The sequence below is a fragment of the Nocardioides koreensis genome, assembly GCF_039531775.1.
Taxonomy (GTDB): Bacteria; Actinomycetota; Actinomycetes; order Propionibacteriales; family Nocardioidaceae; genus Nocardioides; species Nocardioides koreensis.
On the sequence record NZ_BAAAQR010000002.1, the window covers coordinates 159537 to 180234 of the forward strand.

At 74.0% G+C, this 20698-nt stretch carries 17 protein-coding genes; 6 read left to right on the forward strand and 11 right to left on the reverse strand.

The window, feature by feature from the left end:
- Nucleotides 1–5 precede the first annotated feature (5 nt).
- Nucleotides 6–2183, reverse strand: coding sequence for an MMPL family transporter (locus ABD268_RS04805; protein ID WP_344148396.1), 2178 nt, complete (start codon nucleotides 2181–2183; stop codon nucleotides 6–8).
- A gap of 111 nt (nucleotides 2184–2294) precedes the next feature.
- Between ABD268_RS04805 and ABD268_RS04810 the strand changes: the two genes are divergently transcribed.
- Nucleotides 2295–3068 (forward strand): TetR/AcrR family transcriptional regulator, encoded by a 774-nt coding sequence (locus ABD268_RS04810; RefSeq protein ID WP_344148399.1) that lies wholly within the window; start codon nucleotides 2295–2297, stop codon nucleotides 3066–3068.
- A gap of 54 nt (nucleotides 3069–3122) precedes the next feature.
- On the opposite strand, the gene ABD268_RS04815 is transcribed toward ABD268_RS04810, so the two are convergent.
- Both ABD268_RS04815 and ABD268_RS04820 read right to left on the reverse strand, forming a co-directional pair.
- Nucleotides 3123–3812 carry an NAD-dependent deacylase gene (locus ABD268_RS04815; protein ID WP_344148401.1) on the reverse strand — a complete coding sequence of 230 codons (690 nt, stop codon included), beginning with the start codon at nucleotides 3810–3812 and terminating at the stop codon, nucleotides 3123–3125.
- A gap of 22 nt (nucleotides 3813–3834) precedes the next feature.
- Complete coding sequence (locus ABD268_RS04820) at nucleotides 3835–4368, reverse strand: class I SAM-dependent methyltransferase (RefSeq protein WP_344148403.1); 534 nt, start codon at nucleotides 4366–4368, stop codon at nucleotides 3835–3837.
- A gap of 347 nt (nucleotides 4369–4715) precedes the next feature.
- Between ABD268_RS04820 and ABD268_RS04825 the strand changes: the two genes are divergently transcribed.
- The 3 genes from ABD268_RS04825 to ABD268_RS04835 are packed head-to-tail and all read left to right on the forward strand — an operon-like array spanning nucleotide 4716 to nucleotide 6914.
- The gene (locus ABD268_RS04825; RefSeq protein WP_344148404.1) at nucleotides 4716–5030 is read left to right on the forward strand and encodes a hypothetical protein; all 315 of its coding nucleotides are present in this window, start codon (nucleotides 4716–4718) and stop codon (nucleotides 5028–5030) included.
- Nucleotides 5027–6358 (forward strand): putative T7SS-secreted protein, encoded by a 1332-nt coding sequence (locus ABD268_RS04830; RefSeq protein ID WP_344148407.1) that lies wholly within the window; start codon nucleotides 5027–5029, stop codon nucleotides 6356–6358. Before ABD268_RS04825 ends, ABD268_RS04830 begins: the two co-directional genes overlap by 4 nt.
- Nucleotides 6359–6407: 49 nt before the next feature.
- Nucleotides 6408–6914, forward strand: a complete 507-nt coding sequence (locus tag ABD268_RS04835) for a hypothetical protein (protein ID WP_344148410.1) — start codon at nucleotides 6408–6410, stop codon at nucleotides 6912–6914.
- A gap of 4 nt (nucleotides 6915–6918) precedes the next feature.
- Here ABD268_RS04835 and ABD268_RS04840 read toward each other — a convergent pair whose 3' ends face one another.
- Genes ABD268_RS04840 through ABD268_RS04850 form a run of 3 tightly spaced genes read right to left on the reverse strand, consistent with a single transcriptional unit; the run spans nucleotide 6919 to nucleotide 8718 of the window.
- Nucleotides 6919–7455: a hypothetical protein gene (locus tag ABD268_RS04840; RefSeq protein WP_344148413.1), complete on the reverse strand. Its 537-nt coding sequence runs from the start codon at nucleotides 7453–7455 to the stop codon at nucleotides 6919–6921.
- Nucleotides 7452–7751 (reverse strand): DUF4333 domain-containing protein, encoded by a 300-nt coding sequence (locus ABD268_RS04845; RefSeq protein ID WP_344148416.1) that lies wholly within the window; start codon nucleotides 7749–7751, stop codon nucleotides 7452–7454. The genes ABD268_RS04840 and ABD268_RS04845 overlap by 4 nt, the downstream gene beginning before the upstream one ends.
- Nucleotides 7752–7782: 31 nt before the next feature.
- On the reverse strand, nucleotides 7783–8718 hold the full coding sequence (locus ABD268_RS04850; RefSeq protein ID WP_344148419.1) for a 1,4-dihydroxy-2-naphthoyl-CoA synthase: 936 nt from the start codon (nucleotides 8716–8718) through the stop codon (nucleotides 7783–7785).
- Between the two features lie 120 nt (nucleotides 8719–8838).
- On the opposite strand from ABD268_RS04850, the gene ABD268_RS04855 reads away from it, so the two are divergent.
- Both ABD268_RS04855 and ABD268_RS04860 read left to right on the forward strand, forming a co-directional pair.
- Nucleotides 8839–9276 carry a nitroreductase family deazaflavin-dependent oxidoreductase gene (locus tag ABD268_RS04855; protein WP_344148422.1) on the forward strand — a complete coding sequence of 146 codons (438 nt, stop codon included), beginning with the start codon at nucleotides 8839–8841 and terminating at the stop codon, nucleotides 9274–9276.
- A 39-nt stretch (nucleotides 9277–9315) separates the two neighbouring features.
- Entirely contained in the window at nucleotides 9316–10815 is a 1500-nt protein-coding gene (locus ABD268_RS04860) for an alpha/beta hydrolase family protein (RefSeq protein WP_344148425.1), read from the forward strand.
- Between the two features lie 7 nt (nucleotides 10816–10822).
- Here the strand turns inward: ABD268_RS04860 and ABD268_RS04865 are convergent, their stop codons facing one another.
- From ABD268_RS04865 to recC, 5 genes are all read right to left on the reverse strand, one after another.
- Nucleotides 10823–11521: a hypothetical protein gene (locus tag ABD268_RS04865; RefSeq protein ID WP_344148428.1), complete on the reverse strand. Its 699-nt coding sequence runs from the start codon at nucleotides 11519–11521 to the stop codon at nucleotides 10823–10825.
- 91 nt (nucleotides 11522–11612) lie between these two features.
- Complete coding sequence (locus ABD268_RS04870; protein ID WP_344148431.1) at nucleotides 11613–12236, reverse strand: ACT domain-containing protein; 624 nt, start codon at nucleotides 12234–12236, stop codon at nucleotides 11613–11615.
- 96 nt (nucleotides 12237–12332) lie between these two features.
- Complete coding sequence (gene recD / locus ABD268_RS04875; protein WP_344148434.1) at nucleotides 12333–14099, reverse strand: exodeoxyribonuclease V subunit alpha; 1767 nt, start codon at nucleotides 14097–14099, stop codon at nucleotides 12333–12335.
- The gene (gene recB, locus ABD268_RS04880) at nucleotides 14096–17398 is read right to left on the reverse strand and encodes an exodeoxyribonuclease V subunit beta (RefSeq protein WP_344148437.1); all 3303 of its coding nucleotides are present in this window, start codon (nucleotides 17396–17398) and stop codon (nucleotides 14096–14098) included. Before recB ends, recD begins: the two co-directional genes overlap by 4 nt.
- On the reverse strand, nucleotides 17395–20697 hold the full coding sequence (gene recC, locus ABD268_RS04885) for an exodeoxyribonuclease V subunit gamma (RefSeq protein ID WP_344148440.1): 3303 nt from the start codon (nucleotides 20695–20697) through the stop codon (nucleotides 17395–17397). Before recC ends, recB begins: the two co-directional genes overlap by 4 nt.
- Nucleotide 20698: the final 1 nt, after the last annotated feature.

Consider the following 20698-nt stretch of genomic DNA (forward strand, 5'->3'; position numbering starts at 1 on the left):
CCTCCTCAGGTCCGCGAGGGTTCGGGAGTCGGCGCCGGGGCCTCGGCCGCACCCTCGCGGAAGCCGTAGCGCTCCCACCAGCGCCGCATCGGGCCGGGCGCCCACCAGTTCCAGCGGCCCAGCAGCTTCATCGTCGCCGGCACCAGCAGGGCCCGCACGATGGTGGCGTCGACGATCAGGGCGACCAGCATGCCGATGCCGAGCATCTTCATGAACACGATGCCCGAGAGTGCGAACGCCCCGATCACGACACCGAGCAGCAGCGCCGCGCTGGTGATGATCCGGCCGGTCTTCTGCACGCCGGCGACCACGGCCTCGTCGTTGTCACCGGTGAGGTCCCACTGCTCGCGGACCCGCGAGAGCAGGAAGACCTCGTAGTCCATGGAGAGTCCGAACAGGATCGCCAGCATCAGGATCGGGTTGGTCGCGTCGAGGTAGCCCTGCGGGGTGAAGCCGATCAGGTCGGCGAGGTGGCCGTCGGAGAAGATCCAGGTGACCACGCCGAAGGACGCGGTGATCGAGATCAGGTTCATGACGACGGCCTTGACCGGCAGCACCACCGAGCCGAACGCGAGGAACAGCAGCCCGAGCATGACCACCACCACGATCAGGCCCATCCACACCAGGTGCGACCCGACCGAGGAGACCAGGTCGACGGTGTTGGCGGTCTGGCCGCCGACCAGCGCGCTTCCGCCGGCCGGGTCGATGTCGCGCAGCTCCCGGACGACGTCCTGGGACGCCTCGGTCTGGCTGTTGCCCGCCCAGGTGGCTCGCAGCAGGGTCACGTCCCCCTGCTGGTCGACGGGCTGGACGTCGAGGACGCCGCCGACCTGCCGGACCTCGCGGGTGTACGCCGCGACGTCGTCCTGCGAGGCGCCCCGCAGCAGCAGGCTGGCGCTGGACGTCTCCGCCCCGAAGTCGTCGACGAGCCTGTCGGCCGCGGTGTGGGCCGGGGCGTCGTGCGGCAGCACCCGGTAGTCCACGCTCCCCCAGCGGGCGCCCAGGAACGGCGAGGCGACGACGAGCAGGGCCACCACGGTCACCACGATCACCGTGACCGGCCGCCGCATCACCCCGCGGGCCAGCCGCGCCCAGCGACCGTGGTCGTCGGCGCCGGACACCGGGCGGTGTCGCCGCCACGGGAGCCGGCCCGCGTCCACCCGGCGGCCCAGCAGCTTCAGCGTCGCCGGCAGCACCGTGAGCGCGGCCAGCATCGCGATCAGCACGGCGGCGATCCCGCCGTACCCCATGCTCCGCAGGAAGGCCTGCGGGAAGATCAGCAGGCTCGACAGCGCGGCCGCGACGGTCAGCCCGGAGAACAGCACCGTCCGTCCGGCCGTCACCATCGTGCGTCGTACGGCGAGCGCGGACGCGTCCGGGACGTCGTCGGTGAGCTGCGCGAGCTCCTCGCGGAAGCGGCTGACCACGAAGAGCGCGTAGTCGATGGCCAGGCCGATGCCCAGCAGCGAGATCACGTTGACCGAGAAGACCGACACGTCGGTGAACAGCGCCAGCAGCCTTACCACGGCCAGCGCACCCAGCATCGCGATCAGCCCCACGAGGGCCGGCATGAAGGCGGCCACCAGGCTGCCGAAGATGAGCAGGGCCAGCACGACCACCACCGGCATCGAGATCGTCTCGGCGCGCGCCAGGTCCTCGGAGGTGATCTCGTTGACGTCGTTGTAGACGGCGAACGGCCCCGCGAGGTCGGTCTGCAGCCCGTCGGCCTCCAGGCTCGGGGAGAGCTCGTCGTAGTTGGTGAGGAAGTCGTCCTGCGTGGTGCCCGCCAGCGAGATGACCACCTGCGCGGCGTGCCCGTCCTCGGACACCATGCCCGCCGACCCGCCGGACCGCGCGTCGGCGTAGTAGGGCACCACCGCGGCGGCGGTGCCGCCGGGGATGCTCGCGACGACGTCCTCGACGTGCCGGCGGAACGCGGGGTCGCCTGCGGTCAGCTCGTCGCTGGAGTAGATCGCGACGACGTCGGCCGACTTGTTGCCGAAGGTGTCCTGCTCGGCGGCGAGCTCCCGCGCGGACTCCGAGGCGGGGTCGTCGAAGCCACCCTGGGACAGCGAGTCGAAGACCCCGCTGCCGTAGGCCGCCGCGGCCAGCGTCAGGGCCAGTCCGGCGAGCAGCACCGCCAGCGACCGCCGGGCCACGAAGGCTCCCCATCGATCGATCATCGCGACCCCTCACGATCTCCCGAGACCCTTGGGTGAACATGCATCAGGAAAGTGAACGCTGTTAACCGTAAACGGTGTAAACTTCCGGCGTCAAGCGCTCCGGGAGGCCAGGTGACCGAGACCAGCACGCGACGCGAGCGGCAGCGGGAGGCGACGTACGCCGAGATCGTGCGCGCCTCGCGTGAGCTCCTCGCCGAGGGCGCGGAGCTGTCGCTGCGCGCGGTGGCGACCCGGATGGGCGTGACCGCCCCGGCGCTCTACCGCTACGTCGCGAGCTACCAGGACCTGGTCGACCTGGTGGCCTACGAGATCGACCGGGCGGCCACCGAGACGTTCGCCGCGGCGGCCGACGCCCTGCCCCCGGACGACGCTGCCGGCCGGCTGCTCGTCTCGGTGACGACGTTCCGGCACTGGGCGCTGGCGAACCCGCGCGAGTTCAGCCTGGTCTTCGCCAACCCGATCGCCGACGCCGCCTGCGTGCGCCGCGAGCTGATCACGCTGTCCAGCTCCGGCCACCTGTTCACCGACCAGATGCGCGAGGTCTGGCTGCAGAATCGCTTCCCGGTCCCGGCGCTCGACGAGCTGCCGCCCGTGGTCCGCGAGGCCGTCACCGACCCGGTCATCCCCGCCAAGGTGGAGAAGGTCGCGCTGGAGGACCGCGGCCTGGTCTGGGCCTACATGCAGGGCTGGACCCAGCTGTACGGCGTGGTCGCGCTCGAGGTGTTCGGCCACATGGACCCGAGGATCATCGAGAGCGGCGAGATGTTCGTCGACACGCTGCGCAACTACGCCCCCCGGCTCGGCCTGGCCGACGACTGGCCGCGGCTCGAAGCCATGGTCCGCGAGCGGCTCGCTGCCTCTGCCGGCCGGGCTGCGCCGCGATAGTCCGTCACGTTCTGGTTGTGTTCGACGCGACATCCACAACCAGAACGTGACGGACTACCTCCCGAGGAGCTCCTCCACCCAGGCCGGGACCAGCTCGCCGGCGAGCCCCTGGCGGGACTCGTGGAAGAGCAGGCTCACCTCGCTGGGCTGCAGGTTGAGCTCGAGGGTGCGGGCGCCGTGGCCGAGGGCGTACTGCACGAAGCCGGCGGCCGGGTAGACCGCGCCCGAGGTGCCGATCGAGACGAACAGGTCGGCCTCCGCGAGCGCGTCCTGGATGTCGCCCATGCCGTAGGGGATCTCGCCGAACCACACCACGTCCGGGCGCAGCGCGCTCACCCCGCAGGACGGGCAGGCGGGGAACTCGCCGAGGTCGCCGGCCCAGCGGACCCGGTCCGTGCACGCGCGGCACAGCGCGGAGAGCAGCTCCCCGTGCATGTGCAGCACCCGCGCCGAGCCGGCCCGCTCGTGCAGGTCGTCGATGTTCTGGGTGACCACCAGCAGGTCGTCGCCGACGTGCTCCTCCAGCCGCGCCAGCGCGTGGTGGGCGGGGTTCGGCTCAACGGCGGCGAGTGCGGCCCGGCGGGCGTCGTAGAAGCGGTGCACGACCGCCGGCTGGGCGTCGTACGCCTCCGGGGTCGCGACGTCCTCGACCCGGTGGCCCTCCCACAGCCCGTCGGCGTCACGGAACGTCGGCACCCCGCTCTCGGCGGAGATCCCGGCGCCGGTGAGGACCACGATCTTCATCGGGTTCAAGATTAGGCGCCGGTCAGGCCGGGGCGTGCACGGAGACCACGTACCCGCCCGACGCGTCGTACGGCGCGCCGTCCCACCCGGCGTACCGGTCCCGGAGCGCGAGCCCGGCGGCGGTCATCGCCCGCTCGAGCTCCGCCAGCGGGGTGACCGGGCACCCGGGCGGCAGGTGCGCGGCGTCCAGCCCGAAGCCGCACACCACGGCCCCGCCCGGGGCGACGTGCGCGGCGAGCCGACCCGCCACCGCGGCCAGGGTGCCGGGCTCGAGCAGCGGCACGATGTTGCCCGCGAGCAGCACCACGTCGAAGCGCTCGCCCAGCTCGAAGGACGCCAGGTCGGCCTGCCGCCAGTCCAGGCCGGGAGCCTCGGCCCGCGCCACCTCGAGCATCGCCTCGTCCACGTCGGCGCCGACCACGGCGTACCCGAGCTCGTCGAGGCGTACGGCGATCCGGCCGGTCCCGCAGCCGGCGTCGAGCACCCGGGCGGGCGGGTCGACCAGCCCGGTCACGAAGGCGGCCTCGCCGTGGATGTCCTCGCCCCGGGCGGCCATCGCGCGGAAGCGCTCGGCGTAGGTGCGTGCGTAGTCCGGTCCCGCCCCGCGGCGTGCGATCTCCTGCCAGCGGGTGGGGCGTTCGGCGCTCAGCTGACGACCTCGTGGTCGAAGCTCACCAGCGTCTTCATGGGATCTCCTCCGGAGCCGGGCGGCCGGCGCTCCTGGGCCCGGGCGACGGCACACCCCCGATCATGCCAAGCCGGCCCGGCGCCCGTGGCGGACGGTCAGCGGGCGACGGCCGGGCGTCGGCCGTGTTCCGCTGGTTGGCGCCACACCGGGTGGGGTAGAACGGGGGCAGCCACCGGCCGGGACGCCGGCGGCAGTCACCGTACGGGGGAGACACCATGTCCTACGACGTCCTCGTCGAGGAGCTCCGGGCCGCCGCGCGCACGCTGCGCAGCGTCACCGGGCCACTCGCCGGCTACGACTTCGAGACCAGCAACGTCACGGCCGAGTCCTTCGGCCACGTCGAGCTCGCCGAGTGGTTCCGGGCGGTCGGCGAGCAGTGCGACAAGGCCGGCACGGCCCTGCGGTCCGGCGCCGAGGTGCTCGGCGACTCGCTCGAGTACACCGCCACCCAGTACGAGTCCACTGACGAGGGCGTCGGGCTGCTCTTCCGCCGGCCGCTGCAGTCGCCGTTCCTCGACGGTACGCCGTGACCGCCCCCGCCTCGCAGCAGCTCGGGGAGACCACCGACCCCACGAAGCTGGTGCCGGGCAACCGGGCGCACGTCGACGCCAACGCCACGGCGCTCTCCGACGAGTCGACCCGGATCTCGGGCATCTACGCCGAGGTCGCCGCGGTGCGGATCCCCGGCTGGACCGGCGGCCTCGGCCAGCCCGCGTGGGAGGCCAACTTCGAGGACGAGAAGAAGAAGTGGACCACCTACACGAGCCTGCTGGACACGGCCGCGGGCGCGCTGAGGACGTACGCCGCCGCGCTGGGCGCCGCCCAGGGCAAGGCCCAGGACGCCATCGACAAGTACGCCGCCGGTGAGGCAGCGACCGCGAAGGCGGTCCACGACTACAACGCCGCCGTGGCGGCGTACAACGACAGCATCTGCGCGCCGACCGTTTCGCAGTCGCCGTTCGGGACGGTCGTGCCCCAGATGCGGCCCGCGCCACCGGGGCCGTTCGTCGACCCCGGCGTGAGCCTGCGGAAGGAGGCCCAGGAGATCCTCGACGAGGCACGCCAGGACCTCGAGGACGCCGCGGAGGCGGCGGTGCGCGCGCTCGGCGGGCTCGAGGGGTCGAGGACCAAGGGCACGTCGGACTGGTGGGGCGCCGACGGGAAGGTCGAGGGTCCGGAGTTCACCTGGGGCGGCTGGGACAAGGTCTTCGGCAAGGACCCGTCCGACGGTCGCGACGGCCGCTACTCCGACAAGCACAGCGACGACTTCAAGCTCACGCTCGGCAGCGCCGAAGGGGCCGCGTGGGTCTACAAGGCCAGTGGCGAGTGGGAGGACTACCTCGGTCCCGTCAGGATGAACGCCGACGGCAGCATCACCCTGCTCGGTGCCGACGGCTCGGCCGAGGCGACCATCGACGGCGACGGGGTCCGGATCAACGCCGACGGCACCATCACGGTCCTCGGCGGCGAGGGCCAGGTCCACGGCGAGTACGGCTACGCCGAGGCCGCCCTCAAGGGTGACTTCCTGGTCGGCGCCGACGGCAAGGGGCACCTGGTCGTCGACAACACCGGGGCGCACGCCGGCGGCGAGCTGTTCGCCGGTGGCAAGATCAGCGGTACCGCCGAGGGCGACCTCGGTGGCGCGGGCGGCTCGGTGACCGCCGAGGGCTGGGCGGGGGCCGGGATCGCCGGCGACCTCGACTACGGCTTCCAGGACGGCACGCTGACCGTCGGCGGCTCCGGCGGCATCGCCTGGGGCCTCGGCGGCAAGGTCGGCGGCGAGATCACCCTGGACTTCCCGGAGATGTGGGAGACCGGGGGCGACATCGTCGACGGGATCGGGAGCCTCCTCGATTGAGCACCTCGCCCCTGACCACGCGACCGACCACGACGAGGACGGCCCATCGATGACCTCCACCCTGCCCGTGCCGATCCGGTTCGAGCTCCCCGGCGCCGACTGGGAGGCGGTGTCGCCGGAGTCCCGCGGCGTGACGAACGCGGCCTTCCTCGCCGTGCGCCACGGCACCGGCGAGGACTACGAGCCGACGATCACCATCAGCGGCGACTGGCGCAACGACTCGGCCACGCTGGCCCAGATCGCCGACGAGTCGCTGGTGCTCGCGCGGTCCCAGGCGACCGAGGTCGAGCTCCTCAAGCGCCGCGAGATGGGGTCCGAGCACGCGCCCGGCATCACCCAGCTCATCGGGGCCACGATCTCGATGAACGGGCGCAGCTACGACCTCAGGCAGGCCCAGGCCGTGACCGGCCTGGTCGACGTCCACGACCCGGGCAAGCGGGTCGTGGTGATCTACACCTTCACCTGCACCTACCGGCAGTTCGAGACCTACGGGCCGGAGTTCCAGGACTTCATGCGCACGGTGCGGGTGGTCCCGGACGACGAGGCTCCGGCCTGATCGGTCAGAACTTGCCGAGCAGCGCCCCGACCAGCAGCACCACCAGCGTGACGACCGCGCCGACGCCGGCCACCAGGGCGAAGATCAGCCCGGTGCGCTCGGCGGCGCCACGCTTCTCCTTCAGCCCGAGCTGCTGGGCGACGCCCTTGACCAGGTCGCGCCCCTCCTCGGAGTTGAAGCGGAAGTCGACCACGGGGCCGAAGCGGCCGTGCTCGTCGAGGGCCCACACCTTCTGGACGCCGAACTCCTTGACCCGGCCGTAGACGCGCTCGGCCGACGCCGAGGCCCGCGGCACCCCCGCGACCCACTCCACGGTGCGCGAGTCGTCGGTGACCGTGTAGGTCCCCTCGTCCGAGACCGCCACGTGGTGGACGTAGACCTTGCTCAGCCCGGCCTTGTCGAACAGCCCGAACCACTGCGCGTCCGCGATGTCGAGCGCCACGTCGAAGCCGGCGTCGGTCGCGGTCACGACGTACGGCGTCCCGCTCGCGGCCTGCTGCACCCCCTCGAGGAAGGCTCGCCGGGTGTCCGCAGCGGTCACTGCATGACCTCGTCGTCGGCCTCGATGTCGAAGTTGACGTCGGTCCCGTCCACGGAGGTGACGGTCACCGTCACGCCGAGCTTGTCGGAACCGGCGTACAGGATGCAGCGCTGGGTCTTGCCCTCCTCGCCCTCCAGGCCACCCGGGCACTCGACCTTGTCCGGCTCCTGGCCGGCGTAGTCGGTCATCCGGTCGTAGACGGTCTTCTCCAGGGTGGACCGGCTGACGGTCGGCGTGGAGCCGGCACTGCAGGACACCGCCAGCGCACACACGGCCAGGGCCAGGACGGACTTCATCTGTACTCCTCCGAGAAGCGGCTGACGACGGTCAGTAGTACCACGGGAAGGGCGACCAGTCGGGCTCACGCTTCTCGAGGAACTGGTCGCGGCCCTCGACCGCCTCGTCGGTCATGTAGGCCAGCCGGGTGGTCTCGCCCGCGAAGAGCTGCTGGCCGACCAGGCCGTCGTCGATCAGGTTGAAGGAGTACTTCAGCATCCGCTGCGCGGTCGGGGACTTCCCGTTGATCTTGCGGCCCCACTCCAGCGCCTCGCGCTCGAGGTCGGCGTGCGGCACCACCTTGTTGACCGCGCCCATCCGGTGCATGTCCTCGGCGGAGTACTCGTCGCCGAGGAAGAAGATCTCGCGGGCGAACTTCTGGCCCACCTGGCGGGCGAGGTACGCCGACCCGAAGCCGCCGTCGAAGGAGCCGACGTCGGCGTCGGTCTGCTTGAAGCGCGCGTGCTCCCGGCTGGCCAGCGTCAGGTCACAGACGACGTGCAGGCTGTGCCCGCCGCCGGCCGCCCAGCCGTTGACCAGGCAGATCACGACCTTGGGCATGAACCGAATCAGCCGCTGGCACTCCAGGATGTGCAGCCGGCCCAGGCGCGCCGCGTCGGCGGGGGTCCGCTCGTCGCGCACGCCGCCCTCGGTGCCCGGCTCGTACTGGTAGCCCGAGCGGCCCCGGATCCGCTGGTCGCCGCCGCTGCAGAAGGCCCACTTGCCGTGCGTCGCGCCGGGGCCGTTGCCGGTCAGCAGCACGCAGCCGACGGCGGCCGAGGTGCGCGCGTGCTCCAGCACCCGCAGCAGCTCGTCGACGGTGTGCGGCCGGAACGCGTTGAGCACCTCGGGCCGGTCGAAGGCGATCCGGACCGTGCCGTGCGCCCGCGCCCGGTGGTAGGTCAGGTCGGTCAGGTCCTCGAAGCCGGGCACCACGTCCCAGGCGTCGGCGTCGAAGATCTCCGACACCCCGTCGATCGCGCTCATGGGCTCACCGTAATGAACGCCGACCCGTCGCTCGTTCACCGGTGCCTCGCCGGACGCGGGAGTGGACTCGACCACCGGCGACCCCGGAATGTCCACGTGCCCTTCGCCGTTGTGTGACGCATGACACTCGACAAGGAGTACGTGCCCAGCCCCACCGACTGGGTGCGCGAGCAGGTGGAGCGCTACGAGGCGAGCGGCGGCGCCGAGGCCAACACGTTGCGGGGGGTGCCCATCGTGGTGATCACCTCGCGCGGTGCCAGGTCCGGCAAGCTTCGCAAGAACCCGGTGATGCGCGTCGAGCACGACGGCGTCTACGCCGCCATCGCCTCCAACGGCGGCGACCCCGTCCACCCCGCGTGGTTCCACAACTTCGTGACGCACCCCCGCCTGACCCTGCAGGACGGGCCCGAGCCGCGGGCCTATGTCGCACGCCGCGTGGAGGGCGAGGAACGCGCCCTGTGGTGGAAGCGGGCCAACGCGGTGTGGCCCCACTACGACGAGTACCAGGCGATCACCGACCGCGAGATCCCGGTCTTCGTGCTCGAGCCCGCCGAGTAGCCGCACGTCGCCTCCGGGTGGGTCGCTCGTTGGACCCGCATGCGCAGGCGACTCCCCGGCACCACCGCCACCACGCTCGCCCTGGTCGCGGGGGCGCTCCTGCCCGGCACCGCGACCGCGGACGAGCCGCAGCCCGACGACCCGGCGTACACGACCCGGGACGCGCGGAACGTCGCCGACGCCTACGGCCGCGTGACCGAGGGCCAGCTGCAGAACCCGGCGTACCTCCCCGCCCTGGCGCGGGCCGCCACGCAGACGAGCGTCGACCAGCTGCTGGCCCAGGCGGCCTCGCCGACCCGGCCCGCGATCACGCCGGGCAACCTCTTCCCGGGATGGAACGTCGGCAACCCGCTGCGGGCCGGCTGGGAGCGCACGCGCGGGCGGACGCAGCCGGTGGCGTTCACGAACAGGTACGGCGCGCTGCTGCGCGGCCACGTCTACCGGCCACGACCCGGGGCGGTCGACCCCTACACCGGGCGGGTGCTGCGCGCACCGTTCCCCGGGGTCGTCATCACCGAGGGCTCGGTGCAGGGCTCAGAGGGCATGTACGAGTGGCTCGCCCAGGACCTCGCCGAGCGCGGCTACGTGGTGCTGACCTACGACGTGCAGGGGCAGGGCACCAGCGAGACCTTCCCGCACCAGGACTCGCCCGCGGACACCGACGCGCTGCCGTTCTGCAACCCGTTCGCCGCGCCCGGGGACGGCGAGATGTCCGGCTGCCCGGGCGTCCCGTCGCAGCAGCTGTCGAACTTCGTGGCCGGCACCCGCAACGCGCTGGGCTTCTTCACCTCGACGCCCGACCACCCCTACCGCAACAAGGCAGCTGGCGGCGCCGACGTGACGGCGTACAACCCCTACTGGCGGCTCTTCGACCGCTCACCCGACCACCGCACCGTCACCCCCGGCCGGACCACCCGGATCGCGATCATCGGGCACTCGATGGGCGCGGCGGCCGTCTCGAAGGTGCAGGGCACCGACGACCGGGTGGAGGCCGTGGTCGCCCTCGACAAGCTCACCGGGCCAGGCTCCGCCGGACCGCTGGACGGCACCGGCAACGAGCCGACCGTGCCGGCGCTCGCGGTGCAGTCGGAGTACGGCTTCACGGTCACGCCGTGGTTCCTGTCCGGCGGCAGCTCGCTCGCGCCGCAGCCCTCCCCGGACGGGCCCGACCCGAGGCGGGAGCGGCGTACCGGCTTCGACGCGTGGCACCGGGCCGGGGTCGACTCGATGCTGGTCGTCCCGCGCGCCTCCACGCACCTGGAGTACACCGACATCCCGCTGGTGCTCCCCGCGAGCCGCTACAGCCAGGACCTCACCAGCGTCTACGTGCAGCGCTGGCTCGACCGCTACCTCAAGCACCGCGACCCCGACCTGCTGGACACGTCGTTCCGCTACCTCGAGCCGGTCGGCGACCAGACGTGGCGGCCGGTCGAGCTCAGGCGCAACCGGCTGCTCAGCTTCTACTACTGCTCGGCGTACTCGCTGCACACCGACGCCGGCCGGCGCAGCAGCGGAGACATCACCGACGTCGGTTGCTGATCCCCTGTCAGTCGTGGACGACGCGGTCCACGCGGCGGTGGTAGCGGTGGCCGACGGAGCCGCCGAGCACGGCCGCCAGCAGGGTGCCGGCCAAGACGAGCAGACCGGCGCCGACCAGGATCTGCCAGGCGACCTGGTCGGTCGAGAACGGGAAGCCCGACAGGTCCATCCGGTCGCGGAGGTCGGCCGGACCGCCGAGGACCAGGCCCAGCCCCACGGCCACGGCGGCGGCGAGCAGGTTGACGACCCACACGCCGAGGCCCTGTCGGCTGCCGTCGAACCGCGACATCCGGCCCGCGACGTAGCCGCCGCAGTAGTAACCGAGCAGCAGCACCACCAGGAGCACGCCCGCGGTGACGAGACCGGCGGTGCCGGACCCCGCCTCGGCGTCCGAGCGGATCTGGGCGGTCGCGCCCAGAACGGCCGCGGCGGCACCGGCGGCGCCGGTCAGGAGGGCAGCGACCGCGACGGCGACCAGCCAGCCGAAGAACGAGGCGCCCCAGTTGACCCCACCGAACTTCTTCCGGGCGGCCGCCTCGCCGTCGGAGGGCATCGCGCCACGGGCCTCGCGCCCCCGACCCCGGCCGCGCCGCGGGAGGAAGTCCTCGTCGTCGTAACCGTGGTGGTCCGGACCCGCGTCGGTGGCCGGCTGTGGGTCCGAGACGACGGCCGTGTCCGTCGAGGTCCTGTCGAGGTCTTGCGACATGCCATGCTCCCTGGGTTTCGGCGTTCCGTGGCAACCCCCGCTCCCCGCCCGGGATCATGTCCCCGGCGGCGCCGGCGCAAACGTCCCCCGGTCAGCCCGCGCGGGAGATCGACATCGCGAGCCCGACCAGGTGCCCCAGACGGGCGACCTCGGAGTCGAGGAACTCCGGGCCGCCGCGGCGGCCGATGACCACGATCTCGTGCTTGTTCAGCCGGGCGCCGACGTGCACGTTGTCGTCGGGGGTCTCCAGCCGCGCGGCCTTCCCGATCGAGGTGAACTCCAGGTCGTCCGGAGCTGCGTCGGTGGCGTGGACGGTGCCGGCGGTGTCGTTGACCCGGGCGGCCCACTCGGCCCGGAAGGTGACCGGCAGCAGGTCGATCAGCCGGTCCAGCGCGTCGGCCGGGTTGGCGGTCAGCTCCTCCACTGCCTCGAGGTCCAGGAAGAGGTTGCCGCCCGCGGCGTACCGGCTGATCCAGATCACCCGGACCCCGTCGAGGACGTTGCACGCCGAGACGATGGAGTCGGGCATCGTCCCCGGGGTGACCTCGAGGAGCACGTCGTCGACGGCGGTCTCCTCCTCGTGCCGCTTCTCCACGATCTCGATCGCCTCGATGTCGCCGCCGGCCTCACCGATCGCGCTCGCCACGCGACCCAGCGAACCGGGCACGTCGGGCAGCTCCACGCGCAGCAGGAAGGGCATCTCAACTCCAGACATCAGGTTCCCCGACCCTAGCGGGCGCAGGTTGCCGGCCTGTTTCGCCACCACGGCGTGAGCTCTCGGCGCCCGAGCCGAACACGCGACCGGTCGGGGTCAGGCCTGGGCGAGGCGCCGGCGCAGCCCGGACGCGCGCTGGGCCCGGCGGGTGACCGCGGCGCGCACGTCGTCCGGCCCGCCGACCACCACGACCCGTTCCCGGGCCCGGGTGATGGCGGTGTAGAAGAGCTCGCGGGTCAGCAGCCGGGACTCCGGAGGCGGCAGCAGCACGACGACCTCGTCGGCCTGGCTGCCCTGGCTCTTGTGGATGGTCATCGCGTGCATGGTCTCGGCCTGACCGAGCCGGCTGGTCGCGAGGTCGAGGCGCCGCGTGCTGCCGGCGACGTGCGCGCGCAGCACCCCGTCGCCGCGGCGTACGACGACGCCGGTGTCGCCGTTGTGCACGCCGAGCCCGTAGTCGTTGGCGGTGACCAGCAGCGGGCGGCCGGCGTACCACGTCGACCAGATCGGCTCACCGGTCTCCTCGGTGATCCAGCGCTCGACCTGCCGGTTCCAGTGGCGTACGCCGTGTGGTCCCTCCCGGTGGGCACACAGCAGCCGCTGCCGCTCCAGGATGGCCAGCGTGGCCTCGACGTCACCCCGTTCGGCGGCCCGGACCAGGTCGAGGGCCCGTGGCGCCAGCAGCGCGCGCAGCCGGGGCTCGGGGTCGGGGTCGCTGACGAAGGCAACGTGCTCTCCCCCGGCCTCGAGCAGGGCGACCGCCTCGTCGGCGTCCCCCGCCCGGACGGCCTCGGCCAGGCGCCGGATCGACTCCCCGAACCGGTGCGAGGTGCGCAGCGCCGCGATCCGGCCGTCGTCGCGGGCGCCGAGCCCCTCGACCAGGTCGGCGAGCACCGCGCCCGCCTCGACCGACGCGAGCTGGTCGGGGTCGCCCACCAGCAGCAGCCGCGCCTCGGGCCGCACGGCCTCGAGCAGCCTGGCCATCATCGTGAGCGAGACCATCGAGGTCTCGTCGACGACCACGACGTCGTGGGGCAGCCGGTTCTCCCGGTGGTGGCGGAACCGGACCGCGGTGTCGGGGCGCGGCCCGAGGAGCCGGTGCAGCGTCACGGCGGTGAGCGTGCCGAGCCGCGTCCGGTCGGACTCTGGGAGCCGGGCGACCTCCTCCTCGACGGCCTGCTGCAGGCGGGCCGCCGCCTTGCCGGTGGGGGCCGCGAGGGCGATCCGCGGCGTGGCACCCCCGGACCGCTCGGCCTGCTCCGCCAGCAGTGCCAGCAGCGCGGCCACGGTGGTGGTCTTGCCGGTGCCCGGGCCGCCGGTGAGCACGGTCGTGCGCTGGGCCAGGGCGATCCGCGCGGCGGCGCGCTGCTCGTCGTACCCGGCAGCGGCGAACACCCGGTCGAGGGCGACCTCGAGCGCCGACTCCTCCTCGACCGTCAGCGGCGCGGGCGCGGGACGCGCGAGCAGGTCGGCGCACACCTGCTCCTCCTCCCGCCAGTAGCGGTCGAGGTAGAGCAGCCGGTCGTCGAGCAGCCGCAGCACCGGCGGGTCCCCGGCCAGCGGGCTGGCTCCGAGAGCCGCCAGCCACGCGTGGGTCGCGGGCCACGCGAGCTCCGGGAGCCCCGAGTCCTCGGCCACGCTGGTCAGGTCGACGCAGACCGAGCCACCCCGGACCGCGCGCACGGCCAGCGCCACGGCGAGCGCCACGGTCTCGTCGGTCTCCCCGGCCAGCTCGGTCACCCGGCGCGCGACGTGCACGTCGGCCGCCTCGATGACGCCAGCCTCGTTGAACTCGTGGAGCAGGCCGCCGGCTCCGAGCGCGAGCCGGTGGTCGCGCGGGTCCTCGGTCTCGAGCAGGCTCACGCGTCCCTCCGTCCGTCGAGCAGGTCCGACAGTGCGGTCACCAGGGTCGCGGGCGGCGCCCAGCTGAACACCCCCGCGGGGTGCCCGTCGGCCACCGGTGTGGCGGGGCCGCACATCCCGCGCACGTAGAGGTAGAGCACGCCGCCGAGGTGCGTGGCCGGGTCGTAGCCCGGCTGCCGCCAGCGTAGGTAGCGGTGCACCACCACGACGTAGAGCAGCGCCTGCAGCGGGTAGTCCGAGTGCAGCATCGCCTCGGTGAGCCGCTCCCTGGAGTAGTCGGCCGCGGTGAGCGGGGCCTCCGGGTCGCCGAGCCGGTTGGTCTTGTAGTCGACGACGAGGTAGCGGGGGCCTCCCTCCGCGGGGACGCGCAGCACCACGTCGATCGAGCCGGAGAGGTAGCCGCGCAGCGACTGGTCGGCGAGGCCGGTGCCGAGCAGCCGGTCGGCGTACGGCGCCAGCGGGTCGTCAACGGCGAGGTGCTTGCGCAGCAGGGCCCCGACGTCGGCCAGCCGCACGTCGGGCCCGGGCGCCCGGTCCCCGCCGCTCAGCGGGATCTCGAAGTCGAGCTCGCGCAGCCGGTCCGGCAGGCCGATCCCAGCCAGCGTGGCCCCGGGGGCCAGCGGGCCCAGCGGGGTGTGGTGCAGGGGTACGAGCGCGGCGGCCAGGTCCTCGGCCGACGTGTCGACGGGCCACCAGGCCAGCTGCTCCCGGACCTGCGCGACCAGCTCCGCCTCGAGCTCGTCGGCGAGCGGGTCCGCGTGCTCGAGGACGCCGTGCACCAGCGAGCCGAACGTCGCCCCGGCCGGCAGGTCGGCCATCGGCGAGGGCACCTCGGCACCGGCCGCCGGCAGCGGCCCGGCCGGGGGCAGCTCGCCGACCTCGTCGTCCAGCGCCTCCACCTCGGGCTCGCTGGCCACCCCCCGGGACTCCTCCGCGGACCGGATCAGGCCGGAGTAGGAGGTGCGACGCCAGGAGGTGTCGATGGTGCGGTCGAAGGGGCGTACGCCGAGTCCGGGCACCGGCGGCCGGGCCGGCACCGCTCCGGGCGTGACGAGGCGCGACTCCTCGACCACCGGGCCGCCGGCGGCCTCCCACGCCCGGAAGAGCCCGAGCGCGTCGGCGTCGGAGATCTTCGGCTCGCAACGGTCGGGCACCGCCGCCGCGCCGGGGGTCCGGCCGCGCAGCAGCCGGGACAGCCCGCCGTTGGGCTCGTCCCACGAGGGAGCCCACCAGGCCACGACCTGCGACTGGGCGCGGGTGAGCGCGACGTAGGTCAGTCGGATGTCGTCGCCGGCCATCTCCTGCCGGCCGCGGGCCTCGACCGCCGCGAACCCGGGCTGCCCCTTCCCGCCGATGTCGAGGCAGCGCCGTCCGTCCTGGTGGTAGAGCACGATCTCCCGGGGCGGGACGTAGCGGTTGAAGCCGAAGGGCAGGTAGACGAGCGGGTACTGCAGCCCCTTGCTCACCCAGACCGTCATCACCTGGACGGCCGCGGCGTCGCTGTCGAGGCGCCGGTTCCGCTCGGCGGCGCCCCGCTGCTCCCGGCACTGGGTGCGCAGCCAGTCGAGCAGGGCCGGCAGCCCGAGCCGCTCGCGGTGCGCGAGCTCGTGCAGGATCTGCGCGACGTGCGCGAGGTCGGTCATGTCCCGCTCACCGCCACGCCAGGCCAGCACCCGCGGCGCCAGGCCGGCGAGCATCGCGGCCTCGTGCACCGCCGCGATCCCGCGCTCCCGGGCGTGGTCGGCCCACTCGCGCAGCGTCTCGGCCACCCGGTCGGTCAGCGCGTCGCCCCCGGCGGCCAGGGTGGCGGCGGACTCGCCGAAGAACATGGTGGCGGCCGCCGCCCGGACCAGGCCGCTGCGGTGCGGCTGCTCGAAGGCCTCCAGCAGGCAGAGCCAGTCGGCGGCGGCGCGGGACGCGAAGACGTCGGTGTCGCCGGTGTAGACGGCCGGCACCCCGGCGGCGGCCAGCGCGTCGCGGCAGACGCGGGCGTCGCGGTGCGCCTCGACGATGACGGCGATGTCGCCCGCGCGGACCGGGCGCCCGTCGTAGGTCGCGTCGCCGGCGAGCAGCTGCTGGATGTCGGCGGCGAGGTCGGCGGCCACGTGGGCGCGCACGTCGTCCATCGGCACCGTGCGGGTGCCCCGGACCCCGAACTTCTCCCGGGTCACGACGCGCAGCCGGAACGGGTCGTTGCGGGGCGCACCGGCGAGCCGGTGCGTGCGGTGCCGGGCCTCGACCTCACGTACGACGATCTCCGGGTGCCCGAGCGCCGCGCCGCGCAGCACGGACTGGAGCCGCTCGACGAGCGGGGCGTCGCTGCGCCAGTTGGTGCCCAGGGTCCACTGCCGGTCGGCGGCGCGGGCCGCCTGCAGGTAGGTGACGATGTCGCCGCCGCGGAAGGCGTAGATCGCCTGCTTGGGATCACCGATCAGGACCACGGTGGCGTGGCCGACGAAGGCCCTCTCGATGACGTCCCACTGCACCGGGTCGGTGTCCTGGAACTCGTCGACCAGCACGATCCGCCAGCGCCGGCGCATCCGGGCCCGGGCCGGGGCGTCGTCGTCCTCCAGCGCGGTGGCGAGCCGGCTGAGCAGGTCGTCGTACCCCAGGATGCCGAGCCGCCGCTTGCGTGCCTCGAGCTCCCGCTGCACCGCGTGGGCGAAGTCGACCCGCACGGCCTCGGCCGAGCCCTCGGCCGGATCCTGCGGGGTCAGCAGCGTCTGCGGGTTGGCCACGACCTCGCGGGCGAGCGCCAGCGCCTGCGCGCGGGTCAGCACCGGCGACTCGCGCTGGTGCCCGAACCGGCTGAGGTAGAGGTCGTCGACCACCTCGCCCACCAGCTCGTCGAGGCTGTCCACGAGCGTGACCCCGGCGTCGGTGTCGCCGGCGACGCCGAGGGAGCGCAGCACCAGCTGGCAGAACTGGTGGGTGGTCGCGATGGTCGCGGCGTCGAAGCCGGCCAGCGCATCGCGCAGCCGGTGCCGGCGGGCGGCCAGCTCCTGCTCGGGCCCGGCCACGAGGTGGGCGAGCAGCTCGTTGTCGCCGACCGTCGCGGGATCCTCGAGCGCCCGGGCCGCGTCGACCAGCTGGTCGCGCACCCGCTCGCGCAGCTCCTGGCTGGCGGCCCGCCCGAACGTGATCAGCAGCATCTCGTCGAGGGTCGCCAGCCCCTCGGCGACGTAGCGGGTGACCAGGCCGGCGAGGGTGAACGTCTTGCCGGTGCCCGCGCTGGCCTCGAGCACGACGGTGCAGGCACCGTCGGGCAGCGGGCCGAGCAGGTCGAAGGGCTCCGTCACAGGCCCGTCCTCTCGCAGCGCAGCAGCGGCAGCCACACGCGCGCGGCGAGCGCGCCGAGCCGGGTGTCCTCGCCCTCGACGGCCTCACCGGGCGGGACCGGCCCGAGCAGCCGGTCCAGGGGCGGGCGGACGCCCCAGACCCGCTCGTGGGCGGGCTCGGCGTCCTCCGCGGGGTAGGTGCCGCTCTTCCACTTCTTGCGCGCCGCCTCCACGGGGTCGTCGTGGTGGTGCCGGGCGCTCGCCCAGGCGAACGACGTCTTGAGCGGCAGCGGCAGCGGCTCCCGGCGCCCGGCGTCGTAGATCGCCACCAGGTCCTGCAGCAGGCCCAGCGGCTCGTCGGCGGCCGGCCCGAGCAGGCGCTGGGCGGCGGCCGTGCCGCGGGCGGCCCGTCCGATGGTGAGCGCCGTCCAGTTGTGGTCGGGCCGGCCGGCCGCCAGGGCCAGCAGCCGGATCCAGGACTCGAGGAGGTGCTTGCCGTCGAGGCGGGAGTAGCCGACGGCGACGAGGCGGTCGCCGTACACCGGGGTGACGGTGCCCGTCAGCCGGCGGCCGCCGCCGAGCTCGACGTCGACGTCGTAGGCCCGGGGGGCGACCTGGCGGTGGGTGAGCGCGGCGATCGCCAGCTGCATGGCCTGGTCGCGCACCTCCCCGGCCTTGCGCCAGCCGAGCTGGCCGGGTGGGAGGGACCCGCGGCGCCACTCGGCGCCGAGGGCCTGGTCGGGGTGCAGGCCGCGCAGCATGTCCGCGAGCATCCGGTCGCCGACGCCCCACGTCTCCAGCGCGTCGATCTCCACCGGCATCGCGTCGCTGACGCCCTCGACGTCCCACGGCAGGGTCAGGTCGAGGGCCCGGAAGAAGCCCTTCACCGGGTCGCGGAAGAAGGCCAGCAGGTCGGCCAGCGCGACGTCCTCCCCGGCGGTCGGCGGCAGCGGCGTCGGCAGGAACTCGGGGGCCGGGGGACGCTCGCCCGCGGCCGTCTCGGCGGCCACCAGCATCGCCGGGTCGAACGTGAACGGCGTCGGCACGCCCAGCGCACCGGGCGCGACGTTGCGTACGTCGAAGGGCTGCAGGGGGTGCTGGACCACCACCCGGTCCCGGACCGGTTCGGCGGTGGTCCGGTCGAGGGCGTCGAGCAGCTCCCCCAGCGGCACCGCCGGCGGGCGCTTCTGGCCGCTGTGCTCGTTGGCCCCGGTGTAGGTCACCACCAGGCGCTCGGTGGCGGCGCCGATCGCGTCGAGGAGCAGCTGGCGGTCCTCGGAACGGATGTCCCGCTCCCCGGTCAGCGGCTCCCGGGCCAGCGCGTCGTCGCCGTCAACCAGCCCGAGCCGGGGGAAGACGCCGTCGTCGAGGCCGAGCAGGCACACCACCCGGTGTGGCACCGAGCGCATCGGCACCATCGTGCAGACCGTGAGCGTGCCGGTGCGGAAGTTGGCGCGGGTCGGCCGTCCGGCGAGGTGGCCGCCCAGCAGCGCCCGCACGTCGGTCAGCCGCATCGGGGTGTCCTCGCGGGCGGGGGCCTCGGCGAGCACGGTGGCGAACTCGCGCTGGACCTGGCCGGACTGCCACTGGTCGGCCGGGTCCACGCGGGTCAGCGTCGCGACCCCCTCGGCGAGCGCGGCCAGCCACTCGGCGAGCGGGCGGGTGCCGGTGAGGCCGTCGGTGGCGACGGTGAGCCGCTCCACGAGCTCCGCGAGCCGGCCGGCCAGCTCCACCCGGTTGCTGCCGACGTCGTCCAGCGGCAGCGTCGTGCCGAGCCAGGCCCGGGAGTCCTCGGAGAGTGCGACGCCCGCGAGCACGCGGTCGACCCCGAACTGCCAGGTGTTCTGGAGGAACTGGTCGAGGCCGAACGGCGCCCGGTGCTCCTTGTCGAAGCCCCACCGGACCCCGGACTCGCGCACCCAGGCCGTCACCGTGTCGAGGTCGTCGTCGGTGAAGCCGAAGCGGCGCCGCACCGGCGGCGCCTGGGCGAGGTCGAGGACGGCGCTCGCCGTGGCGCGGCCCCCGGCCAGGTCGAGCAGCTGCGCCGCGACCCCGAGCAGCGGGTTGGTCTGGGTCAGCGCCCGGTCGGCCAGCCGGACCCGCAGCCGGTGCGCCGGGTGCCCGCCCTCGAGGACGTCGCCGAGGCCGAACCCCGCGGTGATCAGCGGCGCGTAGGTCTCGATGTCGGGGCACATGACGACGATGTCGCGCGGCTCGAGGGTCGGGTCGTCGGCGAGCAGCCCGAGCAGCACCTCGCGCAGGACGTCGACCTGGCGGGCCGGGCCGTGGCAGCTGTGCACCTGCACCGACCGGTCGTCGGCGGCGAGGCGTCGCCCGTCGGGACGCACCTCGTTGGCGGCCAGGTCGCCCTGCAGCCAGCCCAGGAGGGTGTCGCCGCCGGGCTCCCCGCCGTGGTGCCGGTCGACCGCGGGGATCGGGCCCAGGCTGCGCTGCAGCTCGCGGACGTCGCGGCCGAGCGTGGCCAGCAGCGGGTGGTCGACCCGGCGGTGGGACTGGTCGAGGCGGCGCGGGACCTGCCCGGACTCGCCGGCGAGCGCGCGCCAGAGCAGGTCGCTGGGGTGCGGCACCCACACGTGCACGTCGTGGGCCTGCGCGAGCGCACCCACGAGCTCGATCTCGGTCCGCGGCATCCGGGTGTGGCCGAAGAGCGAGAGCCGGGGCGGCAGCTCGGGCACCCCGCGACGGAGCCGGTCGACCGTCTCGGCGTGGCGGACGTGCGGCGGTGGCGCGCCGACCCGGTCGACCAGCGCCCGCCACAGCGGCGGCTGCCAGGCCAGGTCGTCGTCGAGCGGGCTGCCGGAGCCGTCGGTCGGGTAGCCGGCGAGCCAGTCGACGAGCAGCTGCGGCCGCTGCACGGCGTACGACGCGAGGAGCCCGGCGAGGCGCCGGGCCACGGCGTAGCGGCGGCCGCGGCGGAACTCGGCCTCGTCCCCCGCGTCGAAGTGGCCCAGGTGCCGGGCGAGGGTGCGGCACCACGGCTCGTCGAGGCTCTCGTCGACGACCTCGAGCAGCGGCCAGGCCAGGGTGTCGGGTGACCACGGGTCGTCGCGGACGGTGCCGGTGAGCTCGGCCACCAGCGACCGCGGCGACCGGAACTCGATCCCGGCGCAGACCCCGTCGTCGGCCTCGCCGCGCCCGAGCCGGTGGGAGAGGCGCTGGGAGAGCCAGCGCTCCACGCCGCGGGCCGGCACCAGCACCAGCTCGATGGCGAACGGGTCCTCCAGCGGCTGCGCCAGCAGGTCGCCGAGGGCGTCGGCGAGCCGGTCGGTGCGCGCGGCGCGGTGGAGGTGGAGGGTCACG

Excerpts from the sequence above, each read along its gene's own strand:
- ABD268_RS04835 (WP_344148410.1), top strand. The coding sequence starts at position 6,408 with ATGACCTCCACCCTGCCCGTGCCGATCCGGTTCGAGCTCCCCGGCGCC.
- ABD268_RS04805 (WP_344148396.1), bottom strand. The coding sequence starts at position 2,183 with ATGATCGATCGATGGGGAGCCTTCGTGGCCCGGCGGTCGCTGGCGGTG.
- ABD268_RS04850 (WP_344148419.1), bottom strand. The coding sequence starts at position 8,718 with ATGAGCGCGATCGACGGGGTGTCGGAGATCTTCGACGCCGACGCCTGG.
- ABD268_RS04820 (WP_344148403.1), bottom strand. The coding sequence starts at position 4,368 with ATGGCCGCCCGGGGCGAGGACATCCACGGCGAGGCCGCCTTCGTGACC.
- ABD268_RS04845 (WP_344148416.1), bottom strand. The coding sequence starts at position 7,751 with ATGAAGTCCGTCCTGGCCCTGGCCGTGTGTGCGCTGGCGGTGTCCTGC.
- ABD268_RS04815 (WP_344148401.1), bottom strand. The coding sequence starts at position 3,812 with ATGAAGATCGTGGTCCTCACCGGCGCCGGGATCTCCGCCGAGAGCGGG.
- ABD268_RS04860 (WP_344148425.1), top strand. The coding sequence starts at position 9,316 with ATGCGCAGGCGACTCCCCGGCACCACCGCCACCACGCTCGCCCTGGTC.
- ABD268_RS04865 (WP_344148428.1), bottom strand. The coding sequence starts at position 11,521 with ATGTCGCAAGACCTCGACAGGACCTCGACGGACACGGCCGTCGTCTCG.
- ABD268_RS04825 (WP_344148404.1), top strand. The coding sequence starts at position 4,716 with ATGTCCTACGACGTCCTCGTCGAGGAGCTCCGGGCCGCCGCGCGCACG.
- ABD268_RS04855 (WP_344148422.1), top strand. The coding sequence starts at position 8,839 with ATGACACTCGACAAGGAGTACGTGCCCAGCCCCACCGACTGGGTGCGC.
- ABD268_RS04870 (WP_344148431.1), bottom strand. The coding sequence starts at position 12,236 with ATGTCTGGAGTTGAGATGCCCTTCCTGCTGCGCGTGGAGCTGCCCGAC.